21 protein-coding genes are annotated in these 16628 nt (G+C 67.2%); 13 read left to right on the plus strand and 8 right to left on the minus strand.

Annotated elements, in window-relative coordinates; genetic code table 11:
* Positions 1-76: 76 nt before the first annotated feature.
* Positions 77-352, minus strand: a complete 276-nt coding sequence (locus tag C457_RS06000; protein WP_004977416.1) for a ribonuclease P protein component 4 — start codon at positions 350-352, stop codon at positions 77-79.
* Positions 353-447: 95 nt separating this feature from the next.
* Between C457_RS06000 and C457_RS06005 the strand changes: the two genes are divergently transcribed.
* Together C457_RS06005 and C457_RS06010 are read left to right on the plus strand one after the other, a co-directional pair.
* Positions 448-1509 (plus strand): glycosyltransferase family 4 protein, encoded by a 1062-nt coding sequence (locus C457_RS06005; RefSeq protein ID WP_008092859.1) that lies wholly within the window; start codon positions 448-450, stop codon positions 1507-1509.
* Positions 1510-1635: 126 nt separating this feature from the next.
* On the plus strand, positions 1636-2742 hold the full coding sequence (locus C457_RS06010; RefSeq protein ID WP_008092860.1) for a glycosyltransferase family 4 protein: 1107 nt from the start codon (positions 1636-1638) through the stop codon (positions 2740-2742).
* A gap of 30 nt (positions 2743-2772) precedes the next feature.
* On the opposite strand, the gene C457_RS06015 is transcribed toward C457_RS06010, so the two are convergent.
* The 4 genes from C457_RS06015 to C457_RS06030 all read right to left on the minus strand — a co-directional run bounded on the left by C457_RS06015 (position 2773) and on the right by C457_RS06030 (position 6053).
* Positions 2773-3201 carry a hypothetical protein gene (locus C457_RS06015; RefSeq protein ID WP_004043771.1) on the minus strand — a complete coding sequence of 143 codons (429 nt, stop codon included), beginning with the start codon at positions 3199-3201 and terminating at the stop codon, positions 2773-2775.
* 60 nt (positions 3202-3261) lie between these two features.
* Positions 3262-4008, minus strand: a complete 747-nt coding sequence (locus C457_RS06020; RefSeq protein ID WP_008092864.1) for a DUF2797 domain-containing protein — start codon at positions 4006-4008, stop codon at positions 3262-3264.
* Positions 4009-4132: 124 nt separating this feature from the next.
* Entirely contained in the window at positions 4133-5080 is a 948-nt protein-coding gene (locus tag C457_RS06025; protein ID WP_008092866.1) for an NAD-dependent epimerase/dehydratase family protein, read from the minus strand.
* A 73-nt stretch (positions 5081-5153) separates the two neighbouring features.
* Positions 5154-6053, minus strand: coding sequence for an SDR family oxidoreductase (locus C457_RS06030; protein ID WP_008092868.1), 900 nt, complete (start codon positions 6051-6053; stop codon positions 5154-5156).
* 144 nt (positions 6054-6197) lie between these two features.
* Between C457_RS06030 and C457_RS06035 the strand changes: the two genes are divergently transcribed.
* The 6 genes from C457_RS06035 (at position 6198) to C457_RS06060 (ending at position 10945) form a co-directional block, all read left to right on the plus strand.
* Positions 6198-6740: a tRNA (cytidine(56)-2'-O)-methyltransferase gene (locus tag C457_RS06035; protein ID WP_008092869.1), complete on the plus strand. Its 543-nt coding sequence runs from the start codon at positions 6198-6200 to the stop codon at positions 6738-6740.
* A gap of 85 nt (positions 6741-6825) precedes the next feature.
* A complete protein-coding gene (locus tag C457_RS06040; protein ID WP_004977409.1) occupies positions 6826-7356 on the plus strand; it encodes a transcription factor TFIIE subunit alpha in 531 nt (176 codons plus the stop codon).
* Positions 7357-8034 (plus strand): DUF2110 family protein, encoded by a 678-nt coding sequence (locus C457_RS06045; protein ID WP_004977408.1) that lies wholly within the window; start codon positions 7357-7359, stop codon positions 8032-8034.
* 4 nt (positions 8035-8038) lie between these two features.
* Positions 8039-8794, plus strand: a complete 756-nt coding sequence (locus C457_RS06050) for a DUF5803 family protein (protein ID WP_008092873.1) — start codon at positions 8039-8041, stop codon at positions 8792-8794.
* A gap of 87 nt (positions 8795-8881) precedes the next feature.
* Complete coding sequence (locus C457_RS06055; protein ID WP_008092874.1) at positions 8882-9574, plus strand: competence/damage-inducible protein A; 693 nt, start codon at positions 8882-8884, stop codon at positions 9572-9574.
* Positions 9575-9880: 306 nt separating this feature from the next.
* Positions 9881-10945, plus strand: a complete 1065-nt coding sequence (locus C457_RS06060; protein WP_008092876.1) for an ATP-NAD kinase family protein — start codon at positions 9881-9883, stop codon at positions 10943-10945.
* Positions 10946-11080: 135 nt separating this feature from the next.
* Here the strand turns inward: C457_RS06060 and C457_RS06065 are convergent, their stop codons facing one another.
* Positions 11081-11455 carry a carboxymuconolactone decarboxylase family protein gene (locus C457_RS06065; protein ID WP_008092877.1) on the minus strand — a complete coding sequence of 125 codons (375 nt, stop codon included), beginning with the start codon at positions 11453-11455 and terminating at the stop codon, positions 11081-11083.
* A 463-nt stretch (positions 11456-11918) separates the two neighbouring features.
* On the opposite strand from C457_RS06065, the gene C457_RS06070 reads away from it, so the two are divergent.
* Positions 11919-12950 (plus strand): phosphate signaling complex PhoU family protein, encoded by a 1032-nt coding sequence (locus tag C457_RS06070; protein WP_004977402.1) that lies wholly within the window; start codon positions 11919-11921, stop codon positions 12948-12950.
* A gap of 34 nt (positions 12951-12984) precedes the next feature.
* Here C457_RS06070 and C457_RS06075 read toward each other — a convergent pair whose 3' ends face one another.
* Together C457_RS06075 and C457_RS06080 are read right to left on the minus strand one after the other, a co-directional pair.
* Positions 12985-13428: a DUF7528 family protein gene (locus tag C457_RS06075; RefSeq protein WP_008092878.1), complete on the minus strand. Its 444-nt coding sequence runs from the start codon at positions 13426-13428 to the stop codon at positions 12985-12987.
* 184 nt (positions 13429-13612) lie between these two features.
* Entirely contained in the window at positions 13613-14779 is a 1167-nt protein-coding gene (locus tag C457_RS06080; RefSeq protein WP_008092879.1) for an LEA type 2 family protein, read from the minus strand.
* A 154-nt stretch (positions 14780-14933) separates the two neighbouring features.
* Between C457_RS06080 and C457_RS06085 the strand changes: the two genes are divergently transcribed.
* The 4 genes from C457_RS06085 to C457_RS06100 all read left to right on the plus strand — a co-directional run bounded on the left by C457_RS06085 (position 14934) and on the right by C457_RS06100 (position 16622).
* Positions 14934-15116: a DUF7525 family protein gene (locus C457_RS06085; protein WP_004043756.1), complete on the plus strand. Its 183-nt coding sequence runs from the start codon at positions 14934-14936 to the stop codon at positions 15114-15116.
* Positions 15117-15177: 61 nt separating this feature from the next.
* Positions 15178-15402 (plus strand): DUF7123 family protein, encoded by a 225-nt coding sequence (locus tag C457_RS06090; protein ID WP_004043755.1) that lies wholly within the window; start codon positions 15178-15180, stop codon positions 15400-15402.
* Positions 15403-15445: 43 nt separating this feature from the next.
* The gene (locus C457_RS06095; protein WP_004977395.1) at positions 15446-15877 is read left to right on the plus strand and encodes an SRPBCC family protein; all 432 of its coding nucleotides are present in this window, start codon (positions 15446-15448) and stop codon (positions 15875-15877) included.
* A 427-nt stretch (positions 15878-16304) separates the two neighbouring features.
* Positions 16305-16622, plus strand: a complete 318-nt coding sequence (locus tag C457_RS06100) for a DUF7526 family protein (protein WP_008092884.1) — start codon at positions 16305-16307, stop codon at positions 16620-16622.
* Positions 16623-16628: the final 6 nt, after the last annotated feature.

Consider the following 16628-nt stretch of genomic DNA (forward strand, 5'->3'; position numbering starts at 1 on the left):
GTAAGGCTTTGGCGGCCGTTTGGTTGTCGTACACACGCGAGAACGGGGCGATACTGCCGGAATCGCCGGCGGGCGGTCAGTACGGATAGCGTTTCGTCGCCCCGCAGTCGCATCTGACGACGACGCGGCCGCCGGCGCGGGTCCGGACGCGGGCGTTGACGCCGGGACGGAGGTAGGCGTCGCAGTCGTCGCAGGTGAACCGGCGGAACGCCTTCGGGAGGCCGCAGCGGTTCCGCTCTGCGACCCGGCGGGCGAGGCGGACGTACTCGCGGGCGCGCTCGTGGTCGCGGTCGCTCGCCGCCTCACGGGCGAGGTCGTGGAGTCGGTCGATGCGCTCCTCCGCGATGTTCATACACGTTCGGGCGAGCGGCCCGGACAAAGACGTTCCGAACCGCGACGCGGAGCCGAAGCCGGTAACGTGAAACCTCGGCCGGAAAAACGGCGACTGTGCGCGTCCTGAACTACCTCGAGTTCGCCTCGCAACTCGAACGCAGCGGCATCGGCACCGCCACCGACCAGCAGCGGGCGGCCCTCGCCACGACCGACGTGGAGGTCGTCACCTCCCCGTGGCCCGAGTCGGCCGCCGCGGGTGCCGTGGGCCTCCTGCGGGGCGACGGGGTCGTCCGCGACCACGACGTGGCCCACTGCAACCTCATCGGCCCCGGGTCGCTCGCCGTGGCCAGACACGCCAAACGGAACGACATCCCGCTCGTGCTCCACTCGCACGTCACCCGCGAGGACTTCGCCGAGAGCTTCCGCGGGTCGACCGCGGTCGCCCCCGCCCTCGGAAAGTACCTCAAGTGGTTCTACTCGCAGGCAGACGTGGTGCTCTGTCCCTCCGAGTACACGAAGCGAACCCTCGAATCCTACCCGGTTGACGCGCCGATTCGACCGATTTCGAACGGCGTCGACACCGACGCACTCGACGGGTTCGAGGAGCTCCGCGAGGAGTACAGAGCCGAGTACGACCTCGACGGCATGACCGTCTTCACCGTCGGCAACGTCTTCGAGCGCAAGGGCCTCACGACGTTCTGTACGCTCGCCCAGGAGACCGACTACGACTTCGCGTGGTTCGGCCCCTACGACACCGGGCCGCACGCCTCGAAGAAGGTGCGATACTGGGTCGAAAACGCCCCGGAGAACGTCACATTCTCCGGGTGGATAGACGACATCCGCGGCGCGTTCGGCGCGGGCGACGTCTACCTCTTCGCGACGAAAAACGAGAATCAGGGCATCGCCGTCCTCGAGGCGATGGCCTGCGGGAAGGCGGTCGTCCTCCGCGACATCCCGGTGTTCGAGGAGTTCTACACCCACGGCCACGACTGCCTGAAGTGTTCGACCGACGCGGAGTTCCGCCGGGCGCTCGACCTGCTCGCCCGCGACCCCGACCTCCGGCGGCGACTCGGCGAGAACGCCCGCGAGACGGCCGCCGAACACAGCCTCGACCGCGTCGGCGACAGGCTCGTCGAGACGTACGAGGACGCGCTGTCCGGACGACTCGAAGGCTGAGTGGCCGACTCTCGTCCGGCGACTCTCGTTGGCCGACCCCCGGGAGGCTGCCGATTGATTCGGTAACACACGACAGTCCAGCGGGAAGTCACAACGGTTTATCCCGTCGGGGTCGCACGAACGGCCATGCAGTCGGTCGCCGCGTTCACCGACACGTACCTACCGACCGTCAACGGCGTCACCTACACGATTCAGACGTGGCGCGAGCGGTGGCACCGCCGCGGCGGCCGCATGGACGTGGTGTTCCCGGCGGACGACGACTACGACCCCGAGCCCGGCGAGTACGGCGTCCGAAGCCTTCCCTTCCCGTTCTACGAGGGGATTCGAATCGGCGCGCCACGGATTCCGGGGGCCGTCGACGACGTCGACGTGGTCCACGCCCACACCCCGTTCGGCCTCGGACTGGCCGGCCTCCGACTCGCCCGCCGGCGCGACCTCCCGCTCGTGGCGACCTACCACACCCCGACCGGCGAGTACGCCGAGTACCTCAGCTCCGTCGGCGCTATCGAGCGCGGCGTCGAGCGCACCGCCGAGCGGTACGAGCGGTGGTTCTTCGACCGCGCCGACGCGGTCATCGTCCCGAGCGAGGACGCCGAGCGCCGCCTCGTCGACGAGGTCGGCGTCGAGGCCGAAATCGTCGTCCTCTCGAACGGCATCGACGTGGAGCGGTTCGAACCCGTCGAGGGCGACGACTTCCGCCGCCGCTACGACCTCGGCGACGGCCCGCTCATCGGTTACACGGGCCGCCACGGCTACGAGAAGCGTCTCGACGAACTCGTCCGGGCCGCGGCCGACCTCGACGCGACGCTCGTCTTCGGCGGCGACGGCCCCGCCCGCGACGAGCTGTCAGCCCTCGCCGACGACCTCGGCGTGGACGCACACTTCCTCGGCTTTCTCGACCGCGAGGAACTGCCGGCGTTCTACTCCGCGCTCGACGTGTTCTGTTTTCCGAGCCCCGTCGAGACGCAGGGGCTCGTCGCGCTGGAGGCCAACGCCTGCGGGACGCCCGTCGTCGGCGTCAACGAGGGCGCACTTGAGAACACCGTCCTCGACGGCGTGACCGGCTACCACTACGAGTCCGGCGATTTAGACGGGTTCCGGCGCGGAATCCGGCGGGCGCTGGCGGAGCGCGAGGAGCTCAGCGCGCGGTGTCTCGACCGCCGTGACGAGGTGAGCGTCGACCGGTCTGTCGACCGACTCGCCGCGCTCTACGACCGGTTGGCATCGGAATAAAAAAACAGCGAGACCGACTGCGAAACCGCGTTAGTCGCGACCTTCGAGCGCGTCAGCGATGCGGCGCAGTTCGCGGTTCACGTCGCGGACCTCGTCGCGGAGCTGTCGGACCTCCCGGACGAGCTGTTCGTCGTTTCCGCTCCCCTGCTCGGGGTCGCGCGGGCCGCCGCCCATACTTCCGGGACCGCCGCCCATGCCGCCGCCGCCGCCCATGCCGCCGGGGCCGCCGCCGCCCATCATGCCGCTCATCATCTGCGCGAACGGGTTGCCGCCGCCGCCCATGCCGCCGGGGCCGCCGCCGCCCATCATCTCTTCGGGGTCGGGACGCTCGCCTTCCTCGCGCTCTTTCTCGCGGCGCTGTCGAATCTCTTCGACCCGCTCGCGGAACGACTTCTCTTCTTCGCCGTCGTCGCCCTCGCCGGGCGTCTGCGTCTCGTCTGCGGGTTCGTCGTCAGCCATGAGAGCGAATTGGCCGTCCTCCCGGAAAGTGCTGACGGTCTCTGAGAAGCGTGCCGTCGCTCACCCGAACGCGCCGAGGCTCGACTGGAGGTCGCGGTCGGTCCCGCCGTCGCCGAGTTCGTGGCCGACGAGGTCGCGCATGTCGACCGCGTAGGTCGTCCCGCGGTGGTCGAGGACGAGCACGCGCCCCTTCACGCCGCGGACCGTTCCCGTGGCGACGGTCTCGGCGACAGGCGAGCCGGCGAGGTCGAGACCGTAGTCGAACGCGAACGTCTCGATGGGGTCGAACTGGGCGACGAGGGCGTCCCACGCCGCGGCGTCGACCGCCCGGCCGAACCCCTCGATTTTGGTCGGGACGCGGATTCGGTCCGGAATCTCGGTCGCCAGTTCGGCCTCGTACTCGCGGGCGACGCGACCGTCGGAGAACGTTCGGATGTGGGCCCCGCGGTCCGCGCCCTGCTCGCGCAGGCGGGTGTCGAGTCGCCACTCGCGGGTGACGCCGACTTTGAACGTGTCGGGGGCGAACGCGGCGAGGTAGACCGCGTGGTCCTCGTCGCAGTCCATCTCGTCTTTCAGACACGTCCCGGTACACTTCGCGCAGACCCACGTGTGGCGGTGGTCCGGGCAGTAGGGCGCGCGGTCGTTGTCGCAGGCGACGTGTCGGTCGTCGTGGATGGTGCCCGCGCAGTGTCGCTCGCCGAGGCGGTAGTCGAGTTCGGTGCCGGGGTCGAGCGCGACCGAGTCGATGCCGCCGCTCGCGCTCACGAACAGCGCGGGGGTTCCGGTATCGTAGCCGACGACCTGCACGCTCCGGGGTAGGGAGTCGCGGTAGAAAGGTGGCTCGCTCCGGGGGCGAACTGCGAGGCCTGCCGGGCGTCGCCCCGCGGTGTCGGTGTTGGTCGCGGCTGTCCGTCGCGGTTATCGGCAGTCGTTATTCGTACTCGGCGCGGAGTTCTTCGGCGAGTTCCTCGGCCGCGCGGCGGACGGCCTCGTCGCTCGACCCGTCGGGCTCCCAGCCGAGCGCGGAGAGCTTCTCGATGGAGAGGCGCATCTTCGGCACGTCGCCGGTCCAGCCGCGGTCGCCGCCGGTGTACTCGAACTCGGGGTCGAGGTCCAGCACGTCGGCGACGATGTTGGCGATGGTCGTCACCGAGGTGGTCGTCCGCGTGCCGAGGTTGTAGACGTTGTAGTCGCGGTCGGCGTGCTCGACGATGTGGCACATCGCGTCGATGCAGTCCTCGACGTGGAGGTAGGACTTCTCCTGCCGGCCGTCGCCGAGGATTTCGAGTGTCTCGGGGTCTTCGAGGAGCTTCTCGATGAAGTCGGGGATGACGTTGCCGCGCTGGTTCGGGCCGACGATGTTGGCGAAGCGGTACATGTAGACCGTGACGTCGTAGGAGTGGGCGAACGTCGACAAGAGGCCCTCGTCGGCGAGTTTGGAGGAGCCGTAGATGCTGATGGGTTCGAGCGGCGCGTAGTCCTCGGGCGTCGGCCGCGGGGCCTCGCCGTAAATCGTCGACGACGAGGTAAAGGAGATGTTCGACACGCCGACCTCCTGCATCCGTTCGAGGATGTTGTAGGTCATCTCGGTGTTCTCCTCGAACAGCTGGCGGGGGTTGCCGTAGTTCGTGTCCGTGTAGGCCGCGAAGTGGAAGACGATGTCGAGGTCCTCGGTGACGGCCTCGGCGACGTCGTCGGGGTCGGTCATGTCGGCCTGTACGAACTCGACGCCGTCGGGGACCTGCTCGCGGTCTCCCTTCGAGAGGTCGTCGGCGACGACCACGTGGTTGTCCTCGGAGAGGCGCGCGGCGAGGTGAGACCCGACGAGTCCTGCGCCCCCGGTCACGAGGACGCGCTTGTCGGAGAGTTCCAGCGACATGGCTCAGATGATTCGACCGAGTGATAAGTCCGTTTCCCCTCCGGGCCGCGGCCGGGCGTCGGTGACGTCCGCGCTACCGGGACCACGAGAGTCCGGTCAGGTCCTCGCTCAGCCGCCACAGCTCCCGGACGTGTTCGGGGTCCGTCGCCGCGGCCGACGGCTCGGCCGGCGCGCAGTCGGAGAAGTAGGTCCCGGTCACTCCCGCGACGGCCGGCGACGCGGCGAGGTAGACGGTCGTGTCGGCGGCCGTCGCTGGCGTATCCGCGAAGCCGCCGACGAGTCGGCGCGGGAGTCGGGAGAGCAGGCCGACCCCGGTGCGGACGGGGAGCGAGGCGTCGCGCCACAGGCCGCTCGACGGGACGAAGCCGGGGTGACAGCAGTTCGCGGTCGGGCCGTCGAGCCTGTCGGCGAGGCCGGCGGTGAAGAGGACGTTTGCCAGTTTCGATCGAGCGTAGGCGTCGAGGCCGTCGTAGTCATCGAGACCCGTCGCGTCGAGCGGGCCCTCGAATCGGCGGTGGACTTCCGAGGAGACGGTGACGACGCGGCCGTCGTCGGGGAGCAGGTCGCGGAGCCCGTGTGTGAGGACGAACGGCGCGAGGTGGTTGACGGCGAACGTCTTCTCCACGCCGTCGGCGGTCAGTTCGCCCGTCGAGAAGTGCGCGCCGGCGTTGTTGACGAGTACGTCCACGCGGTCGGTCCGGTCGCGGACCGCCGCCGCGAGGCGGCGCACGGTGTCCTGTTCGGCGAGGTCGGCGCGAAAGAAGACCGCGTCGCCCCCGGCGTCTTCCACGGCCGCGGCGACGGTCCGACCCGCGTCCCGGTCGCGGCCGTGGACGAAGACGGTCGCACCGAGTCGGCCGAGAGCGAGCGCGGTCTCGCGGCCGACGCCGGAGGTCGCGCCGGTCACCAGCGCAGTTCGGTTCGACAGGTCGGCGCGCTCGACGCCCGCGCCGACTTCCGGGCGGTGGTTCATGCGTACGTCTGCGGCGGGAGCGTAGATAAATCTCGACCGCGGGGACAGGTAGACGAACGGACAGATGGACGAACGGACAAGGGACCGCCGCGCCGCCGCCCGCGTTCCGAAAGCACCACTTTCCCCCACCGTCTTCGGAGAGACATGCACAACGAACCCGAGGTCGCCGTCCTCCGGTACGGACACCGGCCGGGGCGCGACGACCGGATGACGACGCACGTCGGCCTGACGGCCCGCGCGCTCGGCGCTGACCGGGTCATCCTCCCGGACAACGCCGGCCACTCGATGGAGACCGTCGAGGACATCACGGGCCGGTTCGGCGGCCCCTTCGAGGGCGAACTCACCGAGGCGCTCAACGGCGTCATCCGCAACTGGGAGGGTAAGGTCGTCCACCTCACGATGTACGGCGAGCGCGTTCAGGACGTGGAGGCCGACATCCGCGAGGCGCACGCCGAAGAACCGCTTCTCGTCGTCGTCGGCGGGGAGAAGGTCCCCTTCGAGGTGTACGAGGGGGCGGACTGGAACGTCGGCGTCACGAACCAGCCGCACTCGGAGGTCGCCGGCCTCGCGGTGTTCCTCGACCGCCTGTTCGACGGGCGCGAGCTCGACCGCGAGTGGGAGGACGCCGAAAACCGGGTCGTCCCGATGGCGACGGGCAAGAAAGTCGTACCGGCCGACGAGGAGTAATCGGACGCGTCGGCGCGCCCGCCGGCGGTTCTCCGCTGCCCGGGAGTAATAAGACTTAATGGCGTTCCTGACGCCATTTCGCACAATGGCTTTTGAGGAGTTACTGAACGACCCTGTTATCCAGAAGTACCTCCACGAGTTGGTTGGGCCCACTGGGATGCCGGTCGCGGCGGCACCCCCGGACGGCGAGGTCACCGACGAGGAACTCGCCGAGGAACTGCGGCTCGAGCTCAACGACGTGCGCCGTGCGCTCTTTATCCTCTACGAGAACGACCTCGCGTCGTATCGTCGCGTCCGCGACGAGGATTCCGGCTGGCTCACCTACCTCTGGACGTTCCACTACGAAAACATCCCCGAGAACCTCGAAGAGGAGATGTACCGCCTCCTCGAGGCGCTCGAGGAACGACTCGACTACGAGCGCGACCACGAGTTCTACCTCTCGGAGCCCGCCGGCATCCGCTTCGAGTTCTCCGAGGCGATGGAGCTCGGCTTCCAGTGCCCCGAGACCGGTGCGCCCCTCGAACCGATGGACAACGACGACCTCGTCGACGCGATGGAACGACGCATCGAAGAGCTTCGAGACGAGCTCAACGTCGAAGTGACGGGGACGAACTGAATGGTCGTTCTCGCAACGAAGTGCTACATCGACGGTGACGCCCGCGACCGCGCGCTCGACAGCCTCACCTCGCTCGTCGCCAACGATATCGGCGACCTCGACGTGGAGTACGACATCGGCGTCCGCGACGACGACTTCATCTCCGTGACGGTCTCCGGCGATGACGAGACGGTCGCGCGCAACGTCCTCCGCGAGGAGTGGGGCGAAGTCACGCCGCACCTCTCGGCCGGTGAGACCTACGTCGGCACGCTCGAACACTGGGACGACGACGGCTTCGTCCTCGACGCCGGCATCGAGGTGCGCATCCCGACCGAGGAACTCGGCCTCGGGCGCGGCTCCGCGACCCAGATTCGCGACCGCTTCGGCCTCGTCCAGCACATGCCGCTGACGTTCGTCTACGGCGGCGACGACGAGCCCTCGCGGCTGGCCGACGAGCAGGTCGACCGCCTCTACGACTGGACCCGCGGCAGCGGTCGCGTCAACGTCAACAGCGCGACCCGCGGCGAGGTCCGCGCAACGGTCAACCGCGCCGGTCACGCGAAGGACATCGTGACCGTCGAGCGCCTCGGCCTCCTCGAACAGAGCATCGTCTGCCGGGACGAGACCGACCCGCCGGGCCTCCTCGCCAGCATCGGCTCGTACCTGCCGGCCGAACTGAAGTGCGTCATCGGCCAGTAAGACGATGAACAGGCGACTCCTCGTCGGTATCGCCGCGCTCGCCCTCCTCCTCGTGACCGCCGGCTGTCTCGGCGGCACCTCCAGCGTCTCGAACGACCGGCTCGACGCCGCGCCCGACGGCGAGTACGCGTGGACCGCCGAGACGGACGCGCACATCACCGTCCAGGACAACGGCCGGTTCCGCGCGGTCTACGAGATGAACGGCTCGTTCGTCGAACTCTACCGGTTCGACGGCTTCGGCAGTCGGACGCCGCTTCCGGTCGAGGCGGTCCGCTACCGCTACGAAAACGGGACCGTCATCAACGGGACCGAACTGAAGGCCCGCGGCGGCGACGTGACCCAGAACGACCGCATCACGAACGTCACGCTCCCCGCGGACGCCGGGAGCGCCGGCAAAATCGCGTTCAGTTCGTCGTCCTCGCCGAAGCGGTTCTCGCTTCCCGTCTTCGTCGAGGGGAGCTACGAGGTCGTCCTGCCCGCCGACCGCCGCGTCGACTTCCCGATATTCGGGGCGGTTCGGCCGTCCGGCTACGACACCGAGGTCATCGACGACCGGGTCCACATCCGGTGGCCCGAGGTGACCGACGGGAACGTCGTCGTGCAGTTCTACCTCCAGCGCGACCTCGGTATCTTCGCGGCCGTCGCCGCCGTCTCGGTGCTCGTCGGCGGCGCGGGGATACTCTACTACCGCCGGCAGATTCAGGCGCTTCGCGACCGCCGACAGGAACTCGGCTTGGACGTCGAAGACGACGACCGCTGACGGCCGCCCGAGAGACGCGGCGTCGGTCGCCCGGCTCGGTTCGCCGGTGTGAACGCTTTTTTGCCTCGCAGCCCGCTACCTCGGGATATGCAAGTCGCCGTGGTCACCGTCGGGGACGAACTCCTCGCCGGCGACACCGTCAACACGAACGCCGCGTGGTTGTGCACGGAACTGACAGAGCGGGGCGTCTCCGTCGAGCGCGTGACGACGGTCCCCGACCGCGTCGCCGACATCGCCCGCGTGGTAAACGAATACCACGCCGAGTACGACGCCGTCGTCGTCACTGGCGGGCTTGGGCCGACCCACGACGACGTGACGATGGAGGCCGTTGCGGCCGCGTTCGGGCGCTCTCTGGAGCGGAACCCCGACGCCGAGGAGTGGCTGGAGACGAACGGCGGCTACTCCGCGGCGGACCTCGTGGAGGGAACGACCGACCTTCCTGCGGGGTCGCGGATGCTCCCGAACGACGAGGGCGTCGCGCCCGGCGCGGTCGTCGGTTCGGTGTACGTGCTCCCCGGCGTCCCCGGCGAGATGAAAGCCATGTTCGCCCGCGTCGCCGACGAGTTCGCCGGCGAGCGGACCCACGTCCGGTTCGTCCACACGTCGGAGCCCGAAAGCTCGCTCATCGAGCGGTTCGAGGCCGTCCAATCGGAGTTCGACGTGACCGTCGGGAGCTACCCCGGCGACCACGTCAGAATCAAACTCGCCGGGGCCGACGAGGAGACCGTCGAATCGGCGGCCGCGTGGCTCGAAGCGCGAGTCGAGTCGTACGAAGAATAGGGTCGGTCGGCCGACGGGTCAGCGCTGGAGGTACCAGAGCCACCCGGCGGTCATGAGAATACCCACGAGAAGCACGGTCGCGGCCGTCTCCGAGGTCGGCAGCACCTGTCCGGCGGATTCTAACGGAATCATGGATGACAATTGCTCGGTCCCCTTGTTAAACGGTGAGGTTCCGGCGACGGTCGGTGCGGGCTGAACGTCGCCACCGAGGTCGACGCGCGCTGCCCGCGGCACCGTCGCTCGCGGCGGGCGGTTCGGCCGCCGGTTACCGCGTCGCTTTTCCCCCGGGCGCGGGTTCGTTCAGTCATGCGAATCGGTGTCGTCGTCAACCCCGTCGCGGGGATGGGCGGCCGGGTCGGCCTGAAGGGAACCGACGGGAAAGTCGCGGAGGCCAGAGCGCGCGGCGCGGAGCCGCGGTCGCCGGAGCGGGCGCGACGGGCGCTCTCGCGGCTCTTCGAGGCTGTCCCCGAGACAGAACTGCTCGCGTGGGGCGGGGAGATGGGCGCGTCGGCCGCCCGAGATGCCGGGTTCGACCCCGACGTGCTCGGCGAGCCGTCCGGCGGCGAGACGAGCGCGGCCGACACGGTCGCCGCCGTCGAGTCGTTTGTCGCCGCCGACGCGGACCTCGTGTTGTTCGTCGGCGGCGACGGGACCGCCGCCGACGTGGCCGAGGCGCTCGACGGCACCGACGTCCCGATGCTCGGCGTCCCCGCGGGCGTGAAGGTCTACTCCTCCGTTTTCGCCGTCTCGCCGGAGGACGCCGCCCACGTCGTCACCTCGTTCGAGCGGACCGAAGCCCGCGAGGTCATGGACATCGACGAGGACGACTACCGCGCCGGCGAGGTCAGGCCGGAGCTTCGGGCGGTCGCGCACGTTCCCGTCGCCGAGGACCTCCAGTCGTCGAAACAGACCGGCGGCGGAACCGTCGAGGCGCTCGCTGCGGGCGTCGCCGACGACATCCGGGCGACGGCGGGCGTCACCTACGTCCTCGGCCCCGGGAGCACCGTCGGCGCGGTGAAAGCCGAGTTGGGTATCGACGGGTCGCCGCTGGGCGTCGACATCTACCGCGACGGCGAGGTACTCGCCCGCGACGCGACCGAAGCCGAGATTCTGGCGAGCCTCGGCGAGGAGAACGTCATCGTCGTCACGCCAATCGGCGGACAGGGGTTCGTCTTCGGCCGCGGCAACCCTCAACTCTCTCCCGACGTGATTCGCCGCTGCGACGTGTCGGTCGTCGCTTCGCGGTCGAAACTCGACGCGATTCCGGTCCTTCGGGTCGACACCGACGACCCGGACCTCGACGCGGACCTCCGCGGGTGGACGAAAGTCCGCGTGGGTCGCGTCGAGCGGCGGATGATGAAAATCGAGTGAGCGTCGCCGTCGAACTACTCAGTTGCGGTCGCTTGGTGCGCTGTACTGACCAGGGGCGCAGGCCGGTCGTGACCGACTCGACGCGCCGCGCCAACAGAAAAATCGAGCGGGAGAACGCTCCCGTCGGCCGTCTCGTCAGTCGTCTGCCGGTGCCTGTTGTTGCGTGATGTACTCGACGATTTCGTCCGTTTCAGCCTTGAATTCGTCGAGGTCGGTCTCGTTCCCGTGGAGAATCGTCGAGAAGTACTTGGTGTCGGCGGCGAGGTTGACGGTTTCCCGGAGTTCGTCGTCTGTGACGCCGCTCAACCGAGCCTCTTCCTTGTGGAAGTAGGTACAGAACGGACAGTTGGTGGCGGCCGCGACGCCGACCCCGATGAGCGCTTTCTCTCTCGCGGACAGTTCGGTGTTCTCGCCCAGATTGAGGTCGCGGAAGAGCCCCCAACTGTGTTCGCTCGCCGGTTCTGCCAAGTTCTCCATCCAACCCGGGACTTGACCGAGCATTCCCTCCATCTCTTGTTGTGTGGCTTTCGATACCATGTGTTACCCACCCTGAACCTCCGAAGCCCAATGCGGCAGGGAGGTGTGTTAGTATAACGTATCAGAATGGTAAAGTTATATATTAACTAGAAATGTATAATCTGACCGTATCGACGACGTTCCGCGGAACTGCGCAGTTAATACGCTGCTTTACCGGACGTTCATCCCGAAAAAGGTGAACCGACGTTCACCTCCTCTGAACACATCCTCCGCCTGCGTCGCGTCGAATTCCGCAAAGCTGAGCCACTTCACCGGACCGACCGAGAGATACGCAGTCTCTCGGAACAGGCGGTGCCCGACGAGGTCCCTCTCACTCGAATTCGGACGACGTGAATGATTTAATATTTGGGACCGTGTGCAATGAGACCCACTACCCATTATTCATGGAGGGTGTAATATAGTGAGATTTAAGGTCATTGGATGGGTTCTGACTGGCATGGAAACCCGGAAAGTCCAGCGTCTCGGTCCCTCCACGCTGGCGATGACGCTTCCAGCGGAGTGGGCCAAGGAACACAACGTCGAGAAGGGCGACGAGGTGACGATTCGGACGAGCGGCAAGGGAACGCTGACCGTGCTTCCCGAGTCGGTCAACACGGAGGACTCGAAGGCGACGATTCGCGCTGACAGTCTGAACGCGGAGGCGCTCGAACGCGCCATCGTGGCGCAGTACGTCCTCGGACGGCGCGTCATCCACATCGAGAAAAGCGAGGGCGCGCTCGATTCGGACCACATCAACGCCGTCTACAAGGCCGAGACCCAGCTCATGGGCCTCGGCGTCATCGAGGAGACGCCCGAGCGAATCGCGATTCGCTGCTCGGTCGACGCGGAGGACTTCACCCTCGACAACCTGCTCGAGCGCCTCGAAAACACGGGGAGCACGATGCGCGGCGAGGCCATCAAGGCGCTCGCCCACGGCAACCCCGACCTCGCCCAGCGGGCGCTCAACCGCGAGCGGCAGGCGAACAAGATTTTCGTCCTCCTGCTCCGACTCATCTTCACGTCCTACCAGAACCCCAACCTCGCGCGGGCGGTCGGCCTCGACTCCGGCTTCCCGCTCATCGGCTACCGCTCGGTGGCGAAGAACCTCGAACTGACCGCCGACAACGCCGAGGACATCGCCAACATCGTCATGGACGCCGAGGGCCACACCATCGACGTGGACCAGTCGACGATGCGGCGCATCCGCGAGTTCACCGACCACGTCGACGAGATTACGACGACCGCGGTTCGGGCCGTCGTCGAGCGCGACTACGACCTCACCATCGAGTGTCGAGAGCTGTTCCGCGAGATAAGCGACCGGGAGCGCGACATCCTCAACGACCTCCCGGAGATGGAAAACCAGAAGCTCCTCCAGATTCGCGAGGTGCTCGTGAGCCTCCAGCAGACCGCGCAGTACGCGATGCGGAACGCCGAAATCGCGTCGAACCTCGCGCTCAACGAGGAGTCGGACCACGTCACGATAGACTGAGGAACGAAAGACCGCGGGTGGCGCGCCGTCGCGCTCAGTCGGCGATGACTTCCATCGCGTCGTTGTTCTCGGTCTCGGACGACTCTTTTTCGCCCGTCAGCGGGTTGCGACTGGCGATGCGGCAGTCGAACGCCGGATGCTCGCCGAAGTGCCGGAGTATCATGTGGCGCCGCGACCCCGTGATGCCGGTTCGGCCGATGTCCTCGGCCGTAAAGCGCTCGGGCAGGCGGTCGTACAGCCGACGCAGTTCGTCGAAACTGGTGAACACCTTCGCGTTGCCAGTGGAGTCCGCGCCGCGGCGGGAGACGACGTAACTGCCGTCCCGACGGTACTCGCCGGCCGTGCGGAAGAACTCTCGTTTCTCGGTCAGCGCCGAGCCGATAGCCTCCTGCAGGTCGGCGGCGGCGTCTCGGGACAGTTCACAGGACTGGTCGCCAAAGGAGACGACGATGGTTTCGTCGTCGCTCTCGACGGACACAGGGTTCTCATTACGGGAGAAGAACTCGATCAGGAGCGTGGGTACTCCGTGTCATATCATCGAATATCTCGTCCGACGGTAAAGGGTTGTCGGCTAAGTCAGGAATCACCGAAGATTTCTCGGCGAATCGGGACGGTCGAACGACGGTCCGACTTCGCGTCCGCCGCGGGGCGGAACGCGACCGCTACAGGAGGCCGTCGTCCGTCGTGGTGGTCCCGCCGTCCGACGTGGTCGTTGTCGTCTCGGCTGTCGCCGCTGTCGTTGTGGTTGTCGTCGTTGTCGCCGTCGCGGTGTCTGTCGAAGTCTCAGTTGCAGTCGCGGTCGAGGTGGTCGCGGTTTCCGTGGCCGTCTCGGTCGGCGTCGTCGTCGTCTCAGTCGCCGTCTCGTTCCCCGCCGACGCCGCCTTGTTCCCGAAGATGTCCGTCTCGAACGTCTTCTCGTAGGTCAGCGGGTCGAGCGGGACGCGGAGGGTCGTGCCGCCGGCGTCGAGGTTCGCGTAGAAGTCGATGCGCAGGTCGGTCGTCTGGTCGCGTTCGAGGTGCGAGACCCACCACTCGTCGAGTTTGTCGTTTTGGATGTAGGTCGTCGCCTCGATGGTCTCCGTCGACTGCGGGGAGATGACGTACTCGGAGTTCGTCGTCCCCTCGCCCACGTCCACGTCGTTCATGGAGATGTCGTAGCCGAGTTCGGAGACCGCAATCGGGTACGGCTTGGGGTTGTGGACGACGAACGTGAGTTCGAGCGCCGTGCGCTCGCTCGTGGACTCGCCCCACTCGGCGCTCGTCTCGTTGACGTACAACACGGGGTCCGAGACGACCGGCGAGTCCGCGTCTATCTCGCGAGTCTCCGTGGAGTTGAACGCCGACAGCAGGTCGGTGTCGATGCTCCGAGTTATCTCGGGCGCTTTGAAGGTCTGTCCCAGCGTCTCCGAGGAGACGTTTGCGTCCACGACGAGGTCGGTGTGCTCGCCGTTCTGGATGTGCGAGACCCACCACTCGGGGATGCGCTCGTTTTCGAGGGTCGTCCGGAGCGGGACCGCCGAGGTCCCCCGCCCGATAGCGACGCCTTCCTTCTCGCCCGTCGCCATCTGAATCCCGTTCATCTCGACGCCGTAGTCGACTTCGAGGCCCGAGAGGTTCGCGGACAGCGGGTTGGGGTTCGAGACGTACAGGTCGGTCTCGATGACCGTCTCCGTGGAGTTGACCCCGGCGAACCGGTTGTCGACCCGGTCGACGCTCGGCGCGCCGATGACGCCGGTCGCGTACGCCCCGCCGACGCCGGCCGCGACGAGCACCAGCGCGACGAGTGCGATACGGAGTTTTCCGCCGAACAACGCGGATGTCAGTCCCATCGTTGTGGACACACGAGACTAGTGGTACATATGTCGAACGGCCGAGCGCGGGGTCGGTCCGTGGGACCGCACCGCACGCCTCGCGCCCGCGTCACGCCGCCCCACGACAGGCGGTGTCGAATGAACTAAGTGCGCACCCGCGAAGGTCGGAAACATGGAAACCAAGACGGTGCAATCCGACAAGTCCATCGGCTTTGCGGCGTTGTTCGGCGTGCTCACGCTCGTCGGCGCAGGGCTGATGGTCGCCGGACCGGACCAGTTGACGAAGGCGCTCGGATTCATGGTAGCGATTATCGCGGCCTCGCTGGCCGTCTGCGGTGCGCATCTGTTCCAGTAGCTATCAACGTTGAGGAACACGGGTAACCGTTAATAACGCCCATTCCCTAGACGGCCCGAGGATGACTGAGTACACCGACGAGGAACAACGCATTCTCGCCTATCTCCGCGACAGCGTCAGCCGTGGAGAGGGCTACTTCCGGGCGAAGAACATCGCCGAAGCCATCGGTCTCACCGCGAAGCAGGTCGGGTCCCGTCTGCCGCGGCTGGCCGAGAAGTCCGAGGACGTCGAAATCGAGAAGTGGGGACGCGCCCGCTCGACGACGTGGCGCGTCACCCGAAGCTGAGGCGATTCCACGGCTTTTTACTGTGGAGGTGTGATGGTATCCCATGACCGTCCGCGTGAAACGAACCTTCGAGTTCGACGCTCCCGGCGCGCGCGTCTGGGAGTTTATCGCCGACCCGGCCAAGCGAGCGGGGGCTATCAGCGTCGTCGACCGCTTCGACGTGGCCGACGACGGCCGCCACGCGACGTGGTACCTCGAACTGCCGATTCCGCTCATCCGCTCGACGGTGACCGTCGAGACCGAAGACATCGAAGTCGACGAGCCGACGCACGTCAAGTTCGTCGGCAAGTCGCGGGTGATGCGGGTGACGGGCGAACACACCATCGAAGAGCACGACGGCGGCAGCCGCCTCGTCAACGAGTTCATCGTCGACGGCCGGCTGCCGGGTGTAGAGGCGTTCTTCGAGCGCAACCTCGACCGCGAACTCGACAACCTCGAATCGGCGCTCCGGCGCGAGTTCGAAGCGACCGCCTGAGGCCGGAGACGACCGCTCATTCACGGTGAGTCCGGAGCGACGAACCGCGGGAACCGTGCGCTCACGGGGCGTGGGAACCCGTGTTGCGGAGGGTTTATACATCGCGGCTTCTAAGCGAAAATCGCCGACGCAATAGGCGCTTTTCTCGCCAGTCGTCGGCGACTCCACATCCGCCGCACCCGCCGCAACGTTTCGGGGTCCGTTGCGGCATCCGAAACGACGTGGCCACGTCGTTTCACGCCCCCAAGCCCGGTGGGGGCACTCCCCTCGTCTCACTTCGCCAACTGGTGACACGAGATTCAGTGGGAGGCGAATTCGCCTCCGCCTTTTGACGACCGCTTCGCTCCGAGCCACGGTGCCGTCGGTCGCCGATACCGGTCGCGTCTCGGAGCGCACGCTTCTTTCCTCCGGGGGCCGTTGAGACACCATGACCGAGACGATTCGAGGCGACGTGCTGCACGCCATCCCGCCGGACGAACTCGACGAAGAGGACCTGTCGCCGGAACTCCGGGCGCTGGCCGACTCGCGCCACGTGCTCGTCGTCCGGAAGGGCGGTCACCCCTCGATACTCGACCTCATCTGGGCGTTCGTCCGCCGCGACCCCATCGAAGCGGTGACCGTCGTGACCGACCGACCGGCCCAGGAGGACGAGGAGGTGACGCTGACCGTCGAGGAGACGGACATGCCCGGCGTCTACGTTACGGCGGCCGCTCGCGGTGCGGAAGAGTCTGCGGACGACGGGTGAAACGAC

It is taken from the genome of Haloferax prahovense DSM 18310 (assembly GCF_000336815.1).
Taxonomy (GTDB): domain Archaea; phylum Halobacteriota; class Halobacteria; order Halobacteriales; family Haloferacaceae; genus Haloferax; species Haloferax prahovense.

Excerpts from the sequence above, each read along its gene's own strand:
- C457_RS06000 (WP_004977416.1), bottom strand. The coding sequence starts at position 352 with ATGAACATCGCGGAGGAGCGCATCGACCGACTCCACGACCTCGCCCGT.
- C457_RS06010 (WP_008092860.1), top strand. The coding sequence starts at position 1,636 with ATGCAGTCGGTCGCCGCGTTCACCGACACGTACCTACCGACCGTCAAC.
- C457_RS06015 (WP_004043771.1), bottom strand. The coding sequence starts at position 3,201 with ATGGCTGACGACGAACCCGCAGACGAGACGCAGACGCCCGGCGAGGGC.
- C457_RS06025 (WP_008092866.1), bottom strand. The coding sequence starts at position 5,080 with ATGTCGCTGGAACTCTCCGACAAGCGCGTCCTCGTGACCGGGGGCGCA.
- C457_RS06030 (WP_008092868.1), bottom strand. The coding sequence starts at position 6,053 with ATGAACCACCGCCCGGAAGTCGGCGCGGGCGTCGAGCGCGCCGACCTG.
- C457_RS06035 (WP_008092869.1), top strand. The coding sequence starts at position 6,198 with ATGCACAACGAACCCGAGGTCGCCGTCCTCCGGTACGGACACCGGCCG.
- C457_RS06040 (WP_004977409.1), top strand. The coding sequence starts at position 6,826 with ATGGCTTTTGAGGAGTTACTGAACGACCCTGTTATCCAGAAGTACCTC.
- C457_RS06045 (WP_004977408.1), top strand. The coding sequence starts at position 7,357 with ATGGTCGTTCTCGCAACGAAGTGCTACATCGACGGTGACGCCCGCGAC.
- C457_RS06050 (WP_008092873.1), top strand. The coding sequence starts at position 8,039 with ATGAACAGGCGACTCCTCGTCGGTATCGCCGCGCTCGCCCTCCTCCTC.
- C457_RS06055 (WP_008092874.1), top strand. The coding sequence starts at position 8,882 with ATGCAAGTCGCCGTGGTCACCGTCGGGGACGAACTCCTCGCCGGCGAC.
- C457_RS06060 (WP_008092876.1), top strand. The coding sequence starts at position 9,881 with ATGCGAATCGGTGTCGTCGTCAACCCCGTCGCGGGGATGGGCGGCCGG.
- C457_RS06065 (WP_008092877.1), bottom strand. The coding sequence starts at position 11,455 with ATGGAGGGAATGCTCGGTCAAGTCCCGGGTTGGATGGAGAACTTGGCA.
- C457_RS06070 (WP_004977402.1), top strand. The coding sequence starts at position 11,919 with ATGGAAACCCGGAAAGTCCAGCGTCTCGGTCCCTCCACGCTGGCGATG.
- C457_RS06080 (WP_008092879.1), bottom strand. The coding sequence starts at position 14,779 with ATGGGACTGACATCCGCGTTGTTCGGCGGAAAACTCCGTATCGCACTC.
- C457_RS06085 (WP_004043756.1), top strand. The coding sequence starts at position 14,934 with ATGGAAACCAAGACGGTGCAATCCGACAAGTCCATCGGCTTTGCGGCG.
- C457_RS06090 (WP_004043755.1), top strand. The coding sequence starts at position 15,178 with ATGACTGAGTACACCGACGAGGAACAACGCATTCTCGCCTATCTCCGC.
- C457_RS06095 (WP_004977395.1), top strand. The coding sequence starts at position 15,446 with ATGACCGTCCGCGTGAAACGAACCTTCGAGTTCGACGCTCCCGGCGCG.
- C457_RS06100 (WP_008092884.1), top strand. The coding sequence starts at position 16,305 with ATGACCGAGACGATTCGAGGCGACGTGCTGCACGCCATCCCGCCGGAC.